The sequence below is a fragment of the Blautia sp. AM28-27 genome (genome assembly GCF_003480905.1).
GTDB classification, from domain to species: domain Bacteria; phylum Bacillota; class Clostridia; order Lachnospirales; family Lachnospiraceae; genus Fusicatenibacter; species Fusicatenibacter saccharivorans.
In genome coordinates, this window is the sequence record NZ_QUJK01000004.1 from 1 (window position 1) to 16,305 (window position 16,305).

The window sequence follows — 16,305 nt, forward strand, 5'->3', positions numbered from 1 at the left end:
TGTCTCTGCGATGTTTTCTGGTTTTCGATATACTGTTTTACTGCTTCCAGCGGGGCACCGCCAACGGTAGATACAAAATAGCTGTTTGTCCAGAGCGTCGGCATTTTCGTTTTGAGATAGGGAAATTCCTGTCTTAAAATTCTGGACGTATAGCCTTTGAACGATTTTACAGCTTTGTGGATTCCAAACTGAGGATCTACTTCCAGCAGCATATAAACATGGTCTGGCATGATCTCCATTTCCAGAATGTCTACAGAACGATTTGCAGCATACTCTGTGAGCAGCTCCTTCAGCCGGACATCTACACCGTTCGTTAATACTTTTCGTCTATATTTGGGGCACCATACTACATGGTATTTACAGGAATAGACGACATTATTGTTTGATTTATATGTTGTGTTCATGTTTGTATTATACAATGTTTTATCAATTAACACAATTGTTATTTTGTCCATCTTCAATTACTTGCGTAAATTCGATGGACGCGTCTTATATATCCCCATAGCTGAAGCAAGGGGTTTTACGACGCATTGGATAAGCAAAATTTCCACTCATCGAGTGGAAATTTTACAATACCTAAACTACTTCTTGAATTTATATTTTCCTTTTCCGTGACCGGATACTGGTTCAATAATATCTGCCTGCACCAAATTGGAAAGATGTTTTGAAGCACCTGATGATCATTGTTTTCATCAGATTATTATCGCTTGTAAAAGAAGATTTATAATCTACAATCTTTGCAAAAAAATTATCACTTAATCTCTGTAAACAAGCCACTCTGCATCAGAGCAAATACCGATGCAGAACCAACAAAGCCACAGCCTATCATTACTGCTTTTTTTGAATTAATCACTTTCTTCTTCGTAATAATCTCATCTCCTTAATAATTCTCTTCATGTACTTCAAAATAGCTCTGTGGATGATTACATACCGGACATACTTCAGGCGCCTTAGTTCCTACCACAATATGTCCGCAGTTACGGCATTCCCATACCTTAACTTCGCTCTTTTCAAATACCTGTGAAGTTTCAATATTCTTAAGAAGTGCACGATATCTTTCCTCATGGTGCTTCTCAATCTCACCTACTGCCCTGAATTTTGCTGCAAGCTCAGGGAATCCTTCTTCCTCAGCTGTTTTAGCAAAGCCATCATACATATCTGTCCACTCATAATTTTCGCCTTCTGCCGCTGCCACCAGGTTTTCCTTTGTATCACCAATTCCTGCTAATTCCTTGAACCACATCTTTGCATGTTCTTTCTCATTATCTGCAGTCTTTAAAAACAATGCTGACATCTGCTCGTAACCTTCCTTTTTCGCTACAGAAGCAAAATAGGTATACTTATTTCTTGCCTGTGATTCCCCTGCAAATGCCTCCTGTAAATTCTTCTCTGTCTGTGTTCCTGCATATTTGTTTGCTGCCATCTCTTTTACCTCCGTTTTCTTTACTACTTTTTCAAAATCTGATGCCGGGTGCTTGCACAAAGGACATATAAAGTCATCTGGTAATTCCTCGCCTACATATTCATATCCGCAAATTCTGCAACGCCATATTGTCTGACCGTCCTCTGTTTTTCCAACCTCCTGTGGCTTAGGCTTAATATTATTCTGATAATAATCATATGTTACTGAAGGAACATTGCTTAAAACTTCCATATCGGTTATCTCACCGATAAACATCGTATGTGAACCCAAGTCCTCTGTTTTAGTAACTGTCACAGAAATGTATGCATTTGTACCTTCTGTAATATAATAAATACCATTTGTGCCCCTGGCACACTGCTCAAAGGCTTCAAACTTATTGGTATCTCTTCCTGATTGGAAGCCAAAATGTTTGAACAATTCAAATTGTGCCTTCTGACTTAAGACTGATACAGTAAATTTTCCGGTTCTTTGAATCATATCATGCGTATAATTTGCCTTATTTACACAGATACTTAACTGGTTTGGTTCCGAAGCTGCCTGAATGGCTGTATTAATGATGCATCCGTTATCTTTTTCTGCTTCTTTAGCGGTCAATATAAACAGTCCATAACTCAACTTATACATTGCTTTCCTATCCATGCTGTTCCTCCTTTACCTTCTCCCTGCATTTCGGGCAAATGCCTTTAAATGAAATATCATAATCCACAAATTCAATTCCATGAGTGTTATGAATTCTTTCCAGTAAATCCGGTATTTGATCCATATCCACATCAAAAATTTCACCGCACTTTATACATCTTACATGGTAATGATTTTTCAATGTAAAATCAAATCGGTTCGGTCCATTCGGAACTTCAACCTTTCTTAATGCACCTTCCTCTACCAATATATCAAGATTTCTATATACAGTTCCTTTTCCAATTGTTGGATATGCTTCTTTTATAAATTCATACACTTCATTTGCCGTAACGTGTCTTCTCATTTCGTATACGGTATTTCTTACGAGATCTTTTTGAATGGTATTTCTCCTACTTGTCATTTGTCCTCCTTATTAGGATTAGTTCTTAATAAGGATTATATACCACCCTCATCCTGCTGTCAATAAAAATAGTAATAATTCTCATTATTACAAAAACTGTCAAACTGAGCATCTTTTACCTGAATAACTATTTTATTTTGCGTTCAAATACATATTCTGAATCTGAAGATAAATCAGACCTAAACGAATATCCGAGTCTGTCAAATTTCTGAATCTCCACCGGATTTTCAATATTATTTTCCGCTATGAATCTGACCATTTCACCCCGAGCCATCTTGGCATAGGTACCTTTTGTTACCAATTTATCTCCGGATAACTCACAAAATACAATCGTAATATATCTGTCCTGTGATGTCAGATACTTTTCTATACATTTTGAGTATTCTTTTGATGCAAGATTAATGATAATCCTCCTGTCATCGATTATTGAGCGGTATAACAATTCTCCCCAGTACTCATACAGATTTTTTGCATCTCCAATTCCAACCTTTGCCTGCATTTCAAGACGATAAGGAGTCACACCATCCATTGGTTTTAAAATGCCATAAAACGCAGACAAGATTCTTAAATGATTTTGCAAATACTCAAACTGCTGGATTTCAAACACAGATGGTGCCATATATTGAAATGCAATCCCTTCATATGCTAAAACAGCCGGAGTAAGCCTGTTATAAAGATCCATATTTTCCAATCTGTTAAAGTTCTGCTCTGCAATCTTGTCATTACATTTCCAGATAGCTTTCAGTTCTTCTTTTGATTTGCTTTTCATCCAGTTTAATACTTCTGCTGTCTTATCAATATAGACAGGCAGTTCAACCGGTGCTAAGTTATCGGTATCTACAATCATCTTTTTTGCAGGTGATAAAATAATCTTCATTATGCCAATTCCTTAAGCATATTTTCAGGATCATCTGCCGCCTTGACTTTATCATTTGCCTTTATAATGATTCCCTGCTCATCAATAAGATATGTAGTTCTTACTACACCCATAGATACTTTTCCATAATTTTTCTTTTCTTTCCAGACATCATATGCTTCAATAACTTTACGCTCCGGATCTGCTAATAGCGTAAATGCCAGTCCGTATTTTTCTTCAAATCTCTTGTGAGACGCTACAGAGTCCTTGCTTACTCCGAGAATAACAGCTCCCTTCTCAGTAAACTGTGGATAACGCTCAGAAAAGCCACATGCCTGCTTCGTACATCCTGGTGTATTATCCTTTGGATAAAAATATAAGATCACTTTTTTTCCTGCATAATCGCTTAATTTATGCATTTCTCCATTCTGATCCGGCAATTCAAAGTCCGGTGCTTTTTTTCCTAACTCTAACATTTACTATTCCTCCGCTTTTGTATTTTCCACCTGTTTTCTTGTTCTTTTATTACCTGAAATCATTTTATGTCCCGTATACATAGACATGATCATACATATAAGAGTGCTACACGCAAAATACCTATGACCTGATTTGGATCCTTTATATCCAGTATAAAAAGTTCCAATCATAGTAATTAACGCTCCGATTGACCAATACTTATGTGCTTTCATTTTATACCTCCAAATTGATTAAGCTGTTTCCAAAATAAATATCTCTGGATCATTAACAATATTATACATTCCATCCATTACTTTTGACAAGCAGGGAAAGAAAAATACTCAATCCAAATACAAAAGGATGTATCACGATAATTCTTGCATTACCTTGACGCATCCTTTCGTGTTGTATTTTTTTATTCTTCTTTTCATTATTTTTTAATTTACAGATACCCTGCGTCATTGTTCCCATTTGGCAGAATGTATACCAGGTTCGTGGCTTATATGCCTTAGACACTGTGCTGTTTGGCTCATAAACCTCAACCTCCTTGTGCTTAGAGTATATGAAATTTTAGCTTTATCTTGTAAGTTTGCGAATATCCGTATAAACAAAAAAGCCCTTTGAGAAAAGGATTTTTCCTCTCTCAAAGGGCAAGTTGGCAAACAGGAAGTTTTGCATACGTTATTCTTCTAATATTTTTGTAGGGTTCGCATAGAAAAAGTGTTACAGACTTTTTCTCACAGTCTCCAATCCCATGTAACCATCACCAGTGTTAAAACCTTCCATTGCCAACTCCTCCATTTCTTTGAATTTTATGATTTAATCTTCTTTGATGGTTACAGTGTATATCAATAGGTGGGGTATAAAAATCCCTGCTCTTTTATACTGCTATCCTTCTAAGACAAAAGGCCCAGAATACTTTTTCCTGAGCCTTTCCATCTTGTTGTTTTCAATTATAGATAAAGCTATTATGCAACATTCTGATTCTCATCATCTAGTTGAGGTAAATCTTCATCGCTACCAATTGCTTTTAAACCTAACATTGTTACCGTCACTCCCAAAGCTAATGTTACAACTCCCCCAATCGTCTTGAACACTCGCTCATGAAATTTCTGCTGCTGTAAATATAATTCCGTTATTTTATCAGCTTCTTCAATCATTTTTTCAGAAAAGTCCCTTCTTTCCTCCTCTGTTAAGTTTTCTTGTTCCAGCTGATTTGCGAAGGTCTCAAGAACATACTGATGTGCATGAACTGCTTGTTCATATTCTTCTTTATTTGTTTCTAAAATTGTTTTGCATAACTGTGTATAATTTTCTATTGCTGATTCCACAAACTCTACATATACTGGGAACTGCTTTATTATTTCAAGCGCCACTTCCTTTTCCATATATGGAATCATAGATGTAAACTCCATCACTTTATCCTTTGTTAAATTTCGAAATGATTCAATTTTTAACGCTTTTTTTACAGCTTCTTCTGAATGATATCTTTTTCTTATTTTCTTTTCCATGATTATGTTCCTACTTTGCTTCTTTGCGAATGGTGCCAATTTTTTTGTCACTTCTGGTATCTCTTCCATTTTTGTTTCTAATAGTCCCCGGTGGAAGACCATGCTTCTTTTCAAATGTTCCTACTCTACAATCACTTCTAGTTTTCCTCATGTTTTTTCTTCCTTTCATAATTCCGTATCAACAATGCACTTGTTGTTTACTGATGCTTCAAGTATAATAAAATCTATAAAGAAAATACACGCACAGCATGTGGACTTAACACCTGATAATTCTCATGTTCGGCGATATACGGGGAGGTTATTCTCATGGGGAAACAATCTACAAGAGAAAATAAAACAATTTATCAGATTTGCCGGGAAGAAGCCGGTCTTACCAGATTAGAAGCCAGCGAAAAAATGACTGCTGTTTCTGATTCTAAAATTGAAAAATTTGAATATGAAATGCAGGAACCTACACCTTATGATATTATCCAGATGGCAGACGCTTACGGGCGACCAGATCTCTGCAATTATTACTGCTCTCATAAATGCGAAATCGGTCACCGTTATGTCCCGGAAGTCGAAGTTTCTGACTTGTCCAATATAATCCTGGAAACCATTGCCAGTCTGAATGAGATTAATCCTCTTACCACACGTCTGATCCAGATTGCCCGTGACGGTAAGATCAGTGATGATGAGATCAAGGATTTTGCTTTTATCAGCAACAAACTGGATGAAATTTCTCTGGCAATAGATTCTCTGAATCTCTGGGTTGATAAAACAGCCGGAGAGCAGGGACTAAACATCGAATTGCTCAGAGAAGAAAAAAAGAAACAGAAATAAGTATGAAAAAACAAGGCAGCGAACCTATTTATGGTTCACTGCCTCTTTCCTTTACATATGCTGTAACTGGTTTATGATGTATTCCGTTCTGCGGATAGCTTCTTCCACCTGATGTCTGGCATTATTGATTCGATCCTGCACCATCCAATCCACAACAAATCCATCAAAAAAATAATCTGCAAAGGATAAGAAGTCTCCAGTATTGATGTTTAAATTACAAGCCACGTTCACATCATTTAATTCCCTACTGAAATTACGAAGATCATATTTCGCCTGTTCCATATTTTGTCTTGCCTGATCCATCTTGGAGTGTTTCAACATCGTAGAAAAGAATCCACCGCCAAACATATCCACCAAGCCCCAATTCTTTGCACTGTTCAGGTTCTCTTTTGCTGTCCGAAGACTACTTAACGCACGTTGTCCTGCTTCAATCGCTTCTCGTTTCTCTTTTTCTATATCATATCCCATAATTTCTTCCCTCCTCGTATTTTTATGAGTTAGATGATATAAGTGCAATGATTCCGCCGATGATCAACAATGGAAGTGCAATATAAATCAGTCCGCCAACAACCATTCCTATCAAAATCACCGGGAAAAATACAACTGTACAGAGCAGCTTTAAGATTCCCCAGGATGCTTTTACACCAAATATAAAAAATTTTCCAATAAACCAAATCATGCATATAGCAAATAATAACGATAACATATTCTACTCCTTCTGACTCCTGTTATGATTTGAATCATTCATTTTTTTGATTGTTTACTTGATATAAACTCAGATGTATTTCTCACACCGATTTTACTACTGAATTCTGGGTTCTTCTCTATTTTTTCAATCATCCGAATTATCCTTATTCTCTGTGCTGTATCCATCTGCTCACCTCATTCTAACAGTTCTGCCTTTTGATATTGTCAGTATAACCGGATAACTTTTCAAAATATATACCTAATACAAAGAATTGAACATATGTAATTCTCAATTTTCGAGGAATAGTTGTTCCTCCTGTTCTTTCATCAAAATTCTTCATCACGGAATGCTTCCAGATATTCATCAATAAGATCCAAATTAACTAACACAATTCGTTTGACATGGTATACTGCTCTGGCATCTTTCGCTAACTGTTAGAGTATATGAAGTTTTGGCTTTATCTTGTAGTTTGCGAATATCCGTATAAATGAAAAGTCTAATCCCCCAGCTATGCTGGGGGATTAGACTTTTCATTTAGCTTGTTTCCTGACTACTCAGGAAAAATATTTCTACCCTCGCCCCACCTGTATTTTCAGAATTCGAAAGTTTAATACCTCCACCATATTTTTCAGCCACAGTTTTTGCAAAAAATAGTCCCATCCCATAATGGGCTTCGCCATTTCTACTTGTGTCATCCATAAAAAACTGCTCTGTGCCATGCAATAATGCTTCTTTTGTAAATCCTGATCCGCTATCCTCCACAATGAATGTCAGCCGGCCATCCTGCTCCTTTGCGTCAATATAAATGATTCCATTTTCTTTTGTATGCTCCACTGCATTCTGAATCACATTCATTACGGCTCGGAACATTGGATCATAATCAATCGTTACCTTTTTATCACTTTGTTCCGCCTTCCAATCTATCTTCTGGTGACAGATTTCTACCAGTCCGAGTGCCTGTTCCTTTATATCTGCGAAAAAATCTTCTAACCTCACCGTTGTATAGGTAACATCACTGCAATTCCATGATTTTGTGACATCTATCAACTGTTTTACATAACTTTGTATCTGTGTTGTGCCGTTCAAAACATAAGTGATATTATTCTTCTGTTCTGTGGTCAGTTCAGTCTCTGAAAGTAGTTCTGCATTTCCCCGTACAATCGTAAGAGGTGTTTTAATATCATGCGCCAAAGCAGACATCTGTTGTTTCTTTTCCTGCTCTGTTTTCCACTGCTTTTCTAAAGATTCTCGCAATGCATCTCGCATATCATCGATTGCCGATAAACAGTCATCAAACTCTTTGATACCGGAACAGGATGTCTCATATTCCAGATTTTGATCCTTTATTTGTCTGATTGCGTCTAATACAGGCTGCATCTGCTTTTTGATTCTTTTTCCAAAACGTATGGACGGAATGATGATAATCGCTACCGCTCCAATCACAGACATAATAATCATCACATTCTGTGGTCCTATAAAATGCTCCCTCAAAAAAGCTGAATGATATTGAGGTGTCAGGCGATATTGCAATACAACATATTCATTTTCCCTTACAATTACTTTATAAAAATATTTCCCGGATGCGTTTCCGTACTTTGCAACATTCCATGCTATCTGTTCGTATTGTTCTGACAGATCTCCACCTATTTTCTCTCCATTCTCTGAAAAGATTACATAATCACAAAGTGCGGGAATCATCTCAGCAGTCACTTTATCTGCACATAGAATCGTATCATATGCTTCATTAATCTTTTGCTCTGCATAATTTGCCGGATAAATACAGCCCACACTAATCAAAAGGTACAGCAGCAGATAAGCAACAATCACCAAACCAACTAATGATCCAAGCATGACCAGTACATATCTCATAAAAATCCTGCTGAGTGCATTGCTTCTCTTTACTCTTCCCATTTATATCCAATCCCCCAGACTGTTTTTATCGGCATATAATCATAATCCGCAAATTTTGCTCTTATATTTTTGATATGCGTGATAATGGTACTGTCATTACTCTCATTGTCAAAGCCAAAGACCGCTTCCAATATCTGTTCCTTCGAGAAAACCTGTCCTCTGTTTTTAGCCAGAAATTCACAGATTTCGTACTCTGCTTTCGTAAACGGAAGTTCTTTATCATCCATCAACAGTTTCTTTTGAGACATCTGAATGCAGACTCTCCCTAAAACCATCCGGACAGAATGTTCCCTGTGCTCTCTTCTAAGATGTGCATTGATCCTTGCCCGAAGTTCCATCACTCCAAATGGCTTTGAAATATAATCATCTGCTCCTAAAGAAAGTCCGTTTACCAGACTGTTTTCCTCCGTTTTTGCCGTAAGAAACAAAATCGGACAATCCACAAGTATCCTAATTCTTTTGCATAATTCGAAGCCATCAATTCCAGGCATCATAATGTCCAGTAAAATCAGGTCATAACGATGTAATTCTTCCATATTAATTTTTAGTGGATTACTTACTTTGGTAACCAGATGTCCATCCTTATTCAAAATGCTTTCTATCATTTCCAAAATTGCCGGTTCATCATCAACTGCCAGTATTTTTGCCATAGTTTCCCTCGATTCTATTCCGATATTCTGTTTCCTTCCCAGTGGTTTACCCACCAAAAATAGTATACCATACTAATCCCTGTAAATATTAAGCAACCTGGTATGAATGACAACCATTCACCTACACTAGTTTCTCCCAATATAGATTGCAGATAAGTATATGGTACTCTACCCGTCCAGCAGACAAATACATATTTCCACACATAATCTCCAAGTCCGGTAAGCATCAATGCACTAATTAGTCCTGATATAATCCCTGCTCCAATGGATACCCCTTTTCCAAACTGAAAAGCCAGAATCAGCTGCCACAGATAAAGTGGAACACTGCTTCCCCACAGCAGCAATGCTGCAAATATACATCCTTTCATGATTTCGATATCGCTTGATGCGATTCTTCCAAATCCAATTCCGAATATGATTGCTGTCAATAGGATAGAGCACAGACACAAAACCAGTAGCATCAACAGTTTCGATAAAAATGCTGCAGGTTTATCCGGTAAAGACAACAGGTTTTGAAAATTACCTGCATTTTGTTCTTGTTCCATCACACTTGCTGTAAAAATTCCAATAAGTACCGGAAGTCCTGCTCCTATTGCCTGATAAAATGCAATCACTTTCATATTTTCATTCCATGGTGAAAAAAAGTAATATATTAAAAATATAACGCTGGTTATAATCGGAATCAGTAAGTGTGCCAGAATCACAGATGTTCCTTTCATCTTTCGCAAGTCTGCATTAAGAGATCTTCCAATCATCTTATTTCACCTCTCTTCTCTCAAACCATTTCAAAAACAGAACCGTTACAAAAACAAACCAGATGATTGAGAGACACATTCCCGGAACAATGACTCCCGTATCCAAAAGAGGATTCCCTGCTTCTGCGGCAAGTCCATTTGGTAAAACATGAAGCAACGGGCACATCATTCGCATAGGGATTGCAGAAACAAGTACATACCAGATTCTGGTTTGTGATATTACCACACCGCTGACGGTAATAAACAGGCAGACGAACAGGTTTACAATCATTCCAAATCGTTCACTTAAAAATAAAGCTACCGGAATCTCCCATAACTCAGAAACCGTCAGAAACAATACTGCAATCAACGCTCCTCCAACTGGAACATGTGTCGTTAGAAGAAAGCCTCCAAGCGTTGCTCCTGCAAACACAATCACATTAGAAAACAAAATCATGTACCCAATATAAATAATTTTCCCCAGCAACAATTTTCTTCTGTCTGTGGGAATAGTCGTTAAATGATAGTATTTTATCTTTTTCTCCTGCGCCACAGAAAGATAACAAAATAGAGCAATCATCCCCGGCAGCAAAAGTGTATACCACCAGTTCCAAACACTTTCTGCATAAGCATTTGTCATCCCAAGAGTAAATATAAATGCCATGACAAATGTAAGAAGAGGAAATCCCCAGATAAACTTTTTTCGCATGGTTCTTTTGGCTTTTTGATGTTCTGCTTTTATAATATTAACCATGGATTTCACCTGCTTTCTGGTTTTTTCTTACCACATTCATAAACAAATCTTCAAGATTATCTCCCTGCTTTAATGCTCCTTCGTATCCTAAGATTCCACCTGAAATAATCCCGACTTTATCTGCAAGTAACTGTACCTCTGAGAGAATATGACTGGAGAGAATTACAGTGATTCCCTGTTCCGGAAAAGACCGGATCAGCTCTCGTAATTCCTCGATGCCTATTGGATCTAATCCATTCGTAGGTTCATCCAATATCAAAAGTTCCGGTTCTCCAAGCAATGCCATTGCAATGCCTAGTCTTTGCTTCATTCCCAAAGAAAACTGTCCTGCTTTCTTCTTTCCGGTGTTTGTAAGTGATACAATCTGCAAGACCTCATCAATTCTGTTTTCATCTGTACCAAGCAATAATTGTCTTACCTTCAAATTCTCTCTGGCGGAAAGATTTTCATAAATAGGCGGATTCTCAATTAACGCTCCTATTTTTGATAAATCTTTCCTATCCCAAAGTTTTCCATCAAAGTAAATCTTTCCTGCAGTGGGTTTCATCATACCAGTCAACATTTTCAATGTGGTAGATTTTCCCGCACCATTCGGTCCAAGCAGTCCATAAATCTGTTTCTTTTCTATATTAAGTGAAACATTATTTACCGCTTTCTGCTTTCTAAAATATTTACACAAATTTTGTGTCTGCAACATCATTTCCATCTTTACTATCCTTCCTTCCATATTTCATTTCTTACTGAAATATAACCTAACAGAAAGAAATAAAGATTTGATGAAGATTGCTAAATAATTCGTCTACTCTATTTTTATTCTCGTATGGAATAAACCATCAATTGAATATCATTATCAGAACTCGGCTTTCCACTGAAATCAGCAAAGCTGTTACAAATACGAAGTCCTAATTTACCGAATATCTCCGTGATTTCATCCAAACTATATAACCTTATAGGATTTCCTTCTTTCATTTCAGGCTTATAAAGTGCTTCTCCATACATATAGTCTACCTGCCCATCAATTCAAGTGCTTCATCTATCTTAATGATGACGAATATGGCAGAGTAATACAATCACTTATCCGTTTAAAGAACAGCCTGATAGCACAAGGCAGATATACCGACGGGGTTGACAATGTTCTCTGCAAGGTAATGTCAGCCAAGAAAAGAAAGCTCAAAATCAAATATTTCTGAATAAGAAAAGAGACCGCCTACACGATGTAAGCGGTCTTTGATTATTGTAGAGTAAGTCCGACAAACTTGAATTTTCAAATTAGTCTTTACAAATAACCTTTGAACCTTCACCATCAATTACAATTCCCTGACGGTTGTTAATTGGGCATAGATTCAAATCCGAAAACTCAGTCATTATTTTCTCGGTAACTTTCTTAAATGGTGCTGTAAGATAATGCGGAAGAACATAGAAATCAATCAAATCAAGCCCTGCATCATCTTCTTGTGAGTAGTCCTCCGGCTTTTCATCCATTTGCTCGATATATTGGATGCTTGGAGCGCATATAATCGCACCTGCCGATTCACCAATCATCAGTTTTCCCTTTGCCAATTCTTTCTTCAACAGCTCATCCGTTCCCGTTTTACGGAGCTGGTCTATAAGGAAAAAAGAATTTCCGCCGGTAAAATATATCACATCCGCATCTTCAAAAACAGACTGTATCGTTGAATAAGCCTCCGTTGAAATATCAATTTCAGTTACGATTGCTCCCAACTTTTTGAATAATTTTCGAGCCGAGCCGACATAACCGGTGTAGCCTTCACGCAGCGAAGCTGTTGGAATAAATGCGACTTTTTTATTTTCAATTTCTTCCTTTATCAGACTTCCTACACTTGAAAAGTGCGAACATAAAAATAGGTTCATCAATATTCTCCTTTATAAATTGCGATTTGCAAGGAACAATTCCTTGTCCCCTACACCATAATTACTATGTATTTGCATCTACAAACTAGAAGTTGTTTATTAAACCTTTTTAACCTTAACCAACAACATCATAGGTCTACGCATTTCATTACACATTCCCGGCATACCCATCATATCTGCCGGAGGCATTGCTTCCTCAATAGCCTCAATTTGAAAACCACATTTTATAAGTGGATTCAATATCTGCGTTAATGTGTGGTGCTGTTTAATTACTCGTTGACCAAGAAAATTGGTTTCTCTTTCGCCTGGGTAATAGTAATTGTCGATTGGCCAATATTTAGGTTTCCCATTTTCATCATAAATCCAATCCTCATTAACACCTGCGGTGAAAGTCGGATGTTCAATATTGAATAGGAAATACCCACCTACTTTTAATGTGCAATACACCTTTTGATAAACATTAGCTAAATTTTCGATATAGTGCAGTACCAGGTTAGAAACAACTAGGTCATAAGTATTTTCAGGATAAATGTATTCTTCAACACCGCAAACTTTATACTTGATTTTGTCATCAGAGTTATCAGCTACTGCTTTTGCAATCATTTTTTGACTACTATCAATACCAAGAATTTCAGTAGCTCCCATTTGTGCGGCATATTTGCAATGCCAACCGTAACCACATCCTAAATCCAAAACTTTTTTCCCTGTAATTTAGGGAATAACGGTTGCAACTGATGCCACTCTCCAGCAGCTTTCAGACCATCTTTGCTTCTTCCCATTTCCGCATATGCGGCAAAAAATTCACTATTATCGTAAATATTTCTCATTGATAATTACCTCCACAACTTCCTATTTCTCAGTTTCAAAAACTTGAAGTTGTTAATTGCAGTCTCAGAACAGCGATCAGTTCTTCGCCGTCCATTTCACCGGTTTCTTCGAAACCGAAAGAGCGATACATCTGACGGGCAACTGCATTATCGGGTTCATATGATAGCCAACAGTATTCCGCTTCTCCACAAGGCATAGATTTTATGAACTCTAATGCAAGGCTGACCGCTTCTTTTCCGTACCCTCTGTTTTGATATGCCTTATCGATCATAAGACGCCACAGATTATAGTTTCCCTTTGCAATTTCAGGTGCATCCGTCCAATAATCATCAACATCAAAACCAATCATCAGGAAGCCTACAGGCTTATCCTCATCATATATACCAAACGGGAATGCATGACCGTTTCCCGTAATTGCAGTATACGCTTCAATGATGCTGATCTCATTGGTGGCAACGAAGTTCTTCTGCGATTTCGATACCGTCAGTTTCAGGATATCCCAGACATTATTACCATTTACTTTTTCTAAATGAAGCATATATCTTTACCTCGCTAAATATCGATTTGCATTTCCATTCATTTTAGAAAATGGGCAACTCCGATTGGAATTGCCCACCCATTGCACTAATTATGCGATTTTCCCTTGCTTGCACCGATTTCTGCATCAATTGATGTAAGTTTAATGTAAATCGCTGTTTTTTTAGTTTTTTATCAAATGAAGTACGTCCCGTCTATTTGGTAAAACGGTACATCTTTACATCATCTTAATAGAGCTTAGCACCTGCTGGGATTCTGTCATTTACCATCAGAAGGTTCAGTCCCTCGTGACCATCTTCCTCGTGTACTGCTGAAATCAGCATACCCTCGGAATCAATTCCCATCATCTTTCTCGGTGGCAGGTTCACGATAGCGATTGCTGTCTTACCAACCAGTTCTTCCGGCTCGTAATACTCGTGAATACCACTTAAAATCACGCGATCCTTGCGTTCTCCGTCATCCAGTACAAACTTCAGAAGCTTCTTGGATTTCGGAACTGCTTCACACTCAAGAATCTTAACTGCACGGAAATCAGATTTTGCAAATGTATCGAAATCAACCATTTCTTCAAAGATTGGTTCAATCTTCACATTGGAGAAATCAACCTTCTCAGCTACTTTTGTCTCTGCCGGAGCTGCTGCACCAGACTGAGCTGCGTTGTTTGCTTCGTTCTTAGCAGCGCCCTGTGATTTCATCGTCGGGAATTTTTTTGATTGCTAAGCTAACTCTTGTATATCCTTGTAAACCCTTGGAAAATGGGCTTTCCCGGATTCTATATACTTGGATACTCTTGGACGTTTTTTTGACTTTTGTGCGTCCAAAAGATGTCATTCGCCTTAAAATACGTCTTTTTATTTTATGCATGTACTGCTGTGTCAAACACAACAATACTTAGCAAGTATAACATATTTGCCACAGTATGAATAGGTATATTTTTCAATCTTCAAAGAGTTCAATCGCAGGACTCTTTTCTAAAAAATATCCATATTTTTTGATAATTTCTCAATTACTGATTTGGTAACATCTGGGTTTGCTTCTGCATATATGTTCATGGTAGTCGATACATCAGCATGTCCCATTACCTCTTGAATTACTTTGATGTTGGTTTCATTCTCGCAAAATCTTGATGCAAACGTATGTCTGAAGATATGGCAGGAGAATCTTGGAATCATAACAGGTTCTCTCTTCTCCTTTTTAGCAGCCACCTCTTCTTCTGAATTATGTGTATCCACAATTCTCTTGATTGCCCGGTTTACTGCTGCTGGGTTATGTGGCATCCCAAATCGGTTTGTAAATACAAAATTGGTCATTCCATCCACATTCTCAACACAAAAGCCTTCTTGCTTCTGTCTCTCATATTCTTCCTGAAGCACATCATATACCTGCTGCATCATAGGTATTCTACGATTACCAGCTTCCGTCTTTGGCAAAGATACTCTAAACTCACATTTATATGAATCATCCGCTCTCTGGTAATAGGTTAAGCTATGATTGATATCAATGATTCGATTCTCCAAATCGATATCATCCCAGCGTATCCCAATTGCTTCTCCTATTCTGCATCCAGTTCCTAACAAAAATACAAAGAATGGATACCAGTGATAAAAGAACGGATTCTTTGCTACATACTCCATGAATTTTCTCTGCTGATCCACAGTCAACGCTCGCCTTGTTTTTCTGGCACCACCATTACGCTTCTTTACTTCACAGTATGCTCCGTCTACCGGATTCTTCCTTATGATATCATCTCTGACAGCAAGCTGAAATGTAGGTCTTAATACTGTGTTAATTGTCTCAAGCGTATTAATCTGTAATCCCTGATTATTAATCAAGTCTGTATAAAAGAATAACACGTCTGAGTATTTCACATCTCTTACTTTCTTCTTGCCAAATGTATCACGAATAAAATGATTCCATGTATACAAATAATTACTGTAAGTAGTGCTACGCAATTCTGTTTTAGTTGATATGTACCTGTCAAACAAAAAGTTTACATCAGCTTTTCCTGCGACATAGATATCAAGTCCATCCAACTGGTCTTTTTGTAACTGTTCTTCTCTTTCTCGAAGCTTTACCAAAGACTTTGCATAAATGGTTCTTTTCTTGCCTAATGGATCAATATATACATATGAGTATCTTCCGTCGCCTTTTCTGTAACCCTCACCCTTTCTTAATACTCTGCCTTTACCATCTTTTCTACAAGCCATTATTCTCTCCTTTCCGG

The 16,305-nt window shown here is 37.4% G+C and carries 21 protein-coding genes and 4 pseudogenes; 1 reads left to right on the top strand and 24 read right to left on the bottom strand.

Annotated features, from left to right (window positions below):
• From tnpA to DW743_RS07845, 9 genes and pseudogenes are all read right to left on the bottom strand, one after another.
• On the bottom strand, window positions 1-404 hold a 404-nt coding region (gene tnpA / locus DW743_RS07810), incomplete at its 3' end, for an IS200/IS605 family transposase (protein ID WP_118760256.1).
• A gap of 353 nt (window positions 405-757) precedes the next feature.
• Window positions 758-853: pseudogene (locus DW743_RS19050) on the bottom strand (L-lactate dehydrogenase); the annotation flags it as partial.
• Window positions 854-880: 27 nt separating this feature from the next.
• Complete coding sequence (gene rbr, locus DW743_RS18920; protein ID WP_005426680.1) at window positions 881-1,423, bottom strand: rubrerythrin; 543 nt, start codon at window positions 1,421-1,423, stop codon at window positions 881-883.
• A gap of 18 nt (window positions 1,424-1,441) precedes the next feature.
• Window positions 1,442-2,062: pseudogene (locus tag DW743_RS18925) on the bottom strand (flavin reductase); the annotation flags it as partial.
• Window positions 2,055-2,462: a Fur family transcriptional regulator gene (locus tag DW743_RS07820; protein ID WP_055225693.1), complete on the bottom strand. Its 408-nt coding sequence runs from the start codon at window positions 2,460-2,462 to the stop codon at window positions 2,055-2,057. The pseudogene DW743_RS18925 and the gene DW743_RS07820, both read right to left, overlap by 8 nt.
• A 127-nt stretch (window positions 2,463-2,589) precedes the next feature.
• Window positions 2,590-3,339, bottom strand: a complete 750-nt coding sequence (gene yaaA, locus DW743_RS07825) for a peroxide stress protein YaaA (protein ID WP_055267392.1) — start codon at window positions 3,337-3,339, stop codon at window positions 2,590-2,592.
• On the bottom strand, window positions 3,339-3,794 hold the full coding sequence (bcp, locus tag DW743_RS07830) for a thioredoxin-dependent thiol peroxidase (RefSeq protein WP_021737556.1): 456 nt from the start codon (window positions 3,792-3,794) through the stop codon (window positions 3,339-3,341). Before bcp ends, yaaA begins: the two co-directional genes overlap by 1 nt.
• Window positions 3,795-3,797: 3 nt before the next feature.
• The gene (locus tag DW743_RS18435; RefSeq protein ID WP_021737557.1) at window positions 3,798-4,007 is read right to left on the bottom strand and encodes a DUF6219 family protein; all 210 of its coding nucleotides are present in this window, start codon (window positions 4,005-4,007) and stop codon (window positions 3,798-3,800) included.
• A 735-nt stretch (window positions 4,008-4,742) separates the two neighbouring features.
• Window positions 4,743-5,399 carry a hypothetical protein gene (locus DW743_RS07845; protein WP_191892610.1) on the bottom strand — a complete coding sequence of 219 codons (657 nt, stop codon included), beginning with the start codon at window positions 5,397-5,399 and terminating at the stop codon, window positions 4,743-4,745.
• Between the two features lie 192 nt (window positions 5,400-5,591).
• Here DW743_RS07845 and DW743_RS07850 point away from each other — a divergent pair, with 192 nt between their 5' ends.
• The gene (locus tag DW743_RS07850) at window positions 5,592-6,107 is read left to right on the top strand and encodes a helix-turn-helix domain-containing protein (RefSeq protein WP_055182202.1); all 516 of its coding nucleotides are present in this window, start codon (window positions 5,592-5,594) and stop codon (window positions 6,105-6,107) included.
• Between the two features lie 51 nt (window positions 6,108-6,158).
• Here the strand turns inward: DW743_RS07850 and DW743_RS07855 are convergent, their stop codons facing one another.
• The 15 genes and pseudogenes from DW743_RS07855 to DW743_RS07920 all read right to left on the bottom strand — a co-directional run bounded on the left by DW743_RS07855 (window position 6,159) and on the right by DW743_RS07920 (window position 16,288).
• Window positions 6,159-6,575 carry a hypothetical protein gene (locus DW743_RS07855; protein ID WP_055225697.1) on the bottom strand — a complete coding sequence of 139 codons (417 nt, stop codon included), beginning with the start codon at window positions 6,573-6,575 and terminating at the stop codon, window positions 6,159-6,161.
• A 22-nt stretch (window positions 6,576-6,597) separates the two neighbouring features.
• On the bottom strand, window positions 6,598-6,813 hold the full coding sequence (locus DW743_RS07860; protein ID WP_055221652.1) for a hypothetical protein: 216 nt from the start codon (window positions 6,811-6,813) through the stop codon (window positions 6,598-6,600).
• A gap of 308 nt (window positions 6,814-7,121) precedes the next feature.
• Window positions 7,122-7,217, bottom strand: a pseudogene (locus DW743_RS18440) (DUF6462 family protein); the annotation flags it as partial.
• Between the two features lie 112 nt (window positions 7,218-7,329).
• A complete protein-coding gene (locus DW743_RS07865) occupies window positions 7,330-8,706 on the bottom strand; it encodes a sensor histidine kinase (protein ID WP_117761242.1) in 1,377 nt (458 codons plus the stop codon).
• Window positions 8,694-9,356, bottom strand: coding sequence for a response regulator transcription factor (locus DW743_RS07870; protein WP_055195474.1), 663 nt, complete (start codon window positions 9,354-9,356; stop codon window positions 8,694-8,696). Before DW743_RS07870 ends, DW743_RS07865 begins: the two co-directional genes overlap by 13 nt.
• A gap of 14 nt (window positions 9,357-9,370) precedes the next feature.
• On the bottom strand, window positions 9,371-10,111 hold the full coding sequence (locus tag DW743_RS07875; protein WP_117761244.1) for a lantibiotic immunity ABC transporter MutG family permease subunit: 741 nt from the start codon (window positions 10,109-10,111) through the stop codon (window positions 9,371-9,373).
• Between the two features lies 1 nt (window position 10,112).
• Window positions 10,113-10,844, bottom strand: coding sequence for a lantibiotic immunity ABC transporter MutE/EpiE family permease subunit (locus DW743_RS07880; protein WP_055225702.1), 732 nt, complete (start codon window positions 10,842-10,844; stop codon window positions 10,113-10,115).
• On the bottom strand, window positions 10,837-11,550 hold the full coding sequence (locus tag DW743_RS07885; RefSeq protein ID WP_055225704.1) for a lantibiotic protection ABC transporter ATP-binding protein: 714 nt from the start codon (window positions 11,548-11,550) through the stop codon (window positions 10,837-10,839). The genes DW743_RS07880 and DW743_RS07885 overlap by 8 nt, the downstream gene beginning before the upstream one ends.
• Window positions 11,551-11,654: 104 nt before the next feature.
• Window positions 11,655-11,843 carry a hypothetical protein gene (locus DW743_RS07890; RefSeq protein WP_055040005.1) on the bottom strand — a complete coding sequence of 63 codons (189 nt, stop codon included), beginning with the start codon at window positions 11,841-11,843 and terminating at the stop codon, window positions 11,655-11,657.
• Between the two features lie 270 nt (window positions 11,844-12,113).
• A complete protein-coding gene (locus DW743_RS07900) occupies window positions 12,114-12,716 on the bottom strand; it encodes a Type 1 glutamine amidotransferase-like domain-containing protein (protein ID WP_055225706.1) in 603 nt (200 codons plus the stop codon).
• A gap of 99 nt (window positions 12,717-12,815) precedes the next feature.
• A complete protein-coding gene (locus tag DW743_RS07905; protein WP_278309103.1) occupies window positions 12,816-13,409 on the bottom strand; it encodes a class I SAM-dependent methyltransferase in 594 nt (197 codons plus the stop codon).
• Window positions 13,400-13,543: a hypothetical protein gene (locus DW743_RS18645; protein WP_003864332.1), complete on the bottom strand. Its 144-nt coding sequence runs from the start codon at window positions 13,541-13,543 to the stop codon at window positions 13,400-13,402. The genes DW743_RS07905 and DW743_RS18645 overlap by 10 nt, the downstream gene beginning before the upstream one ends.
• Before the next feature lie 35 nt (window positions 13,544-13,578).
• Window positions 13,579-14,082, bottom strand: coding sequence for a GNAT family N-acetyltransferase (locus DW743_RS07910; RefSeq protein ID WP_022461045.1), 504 nt, complete (start codon window positions 14,080-14,082; stop codon window positions 13,579-13,581).
• A gap of 226 nt (window positions 14,083-14,308) precedes the next feature.
• Window positions 14,309-14,785 (bottom strand): annotated as a pseudogene (metG, locus tag DW743_RS07915) (methionine--tRNA ligase subunit beta); the annotation flags it as partial.
• 267 nt (window positions 14,786-15,052) lie between these two features.
• Complete coding sequence (locus tag DW743_RS07920) at window positions 15,053-16,288, bottom strand: tyrosine-type recombinase/integrase (RefSeq protein ID WP_004611641.1); 1,236 nt, start codon at window positions 16,286-16,288, stop codon at window positions 15,053-15,055.
• Window positions 16,289-16,305 lie beyond the last annotated feature (17 nt).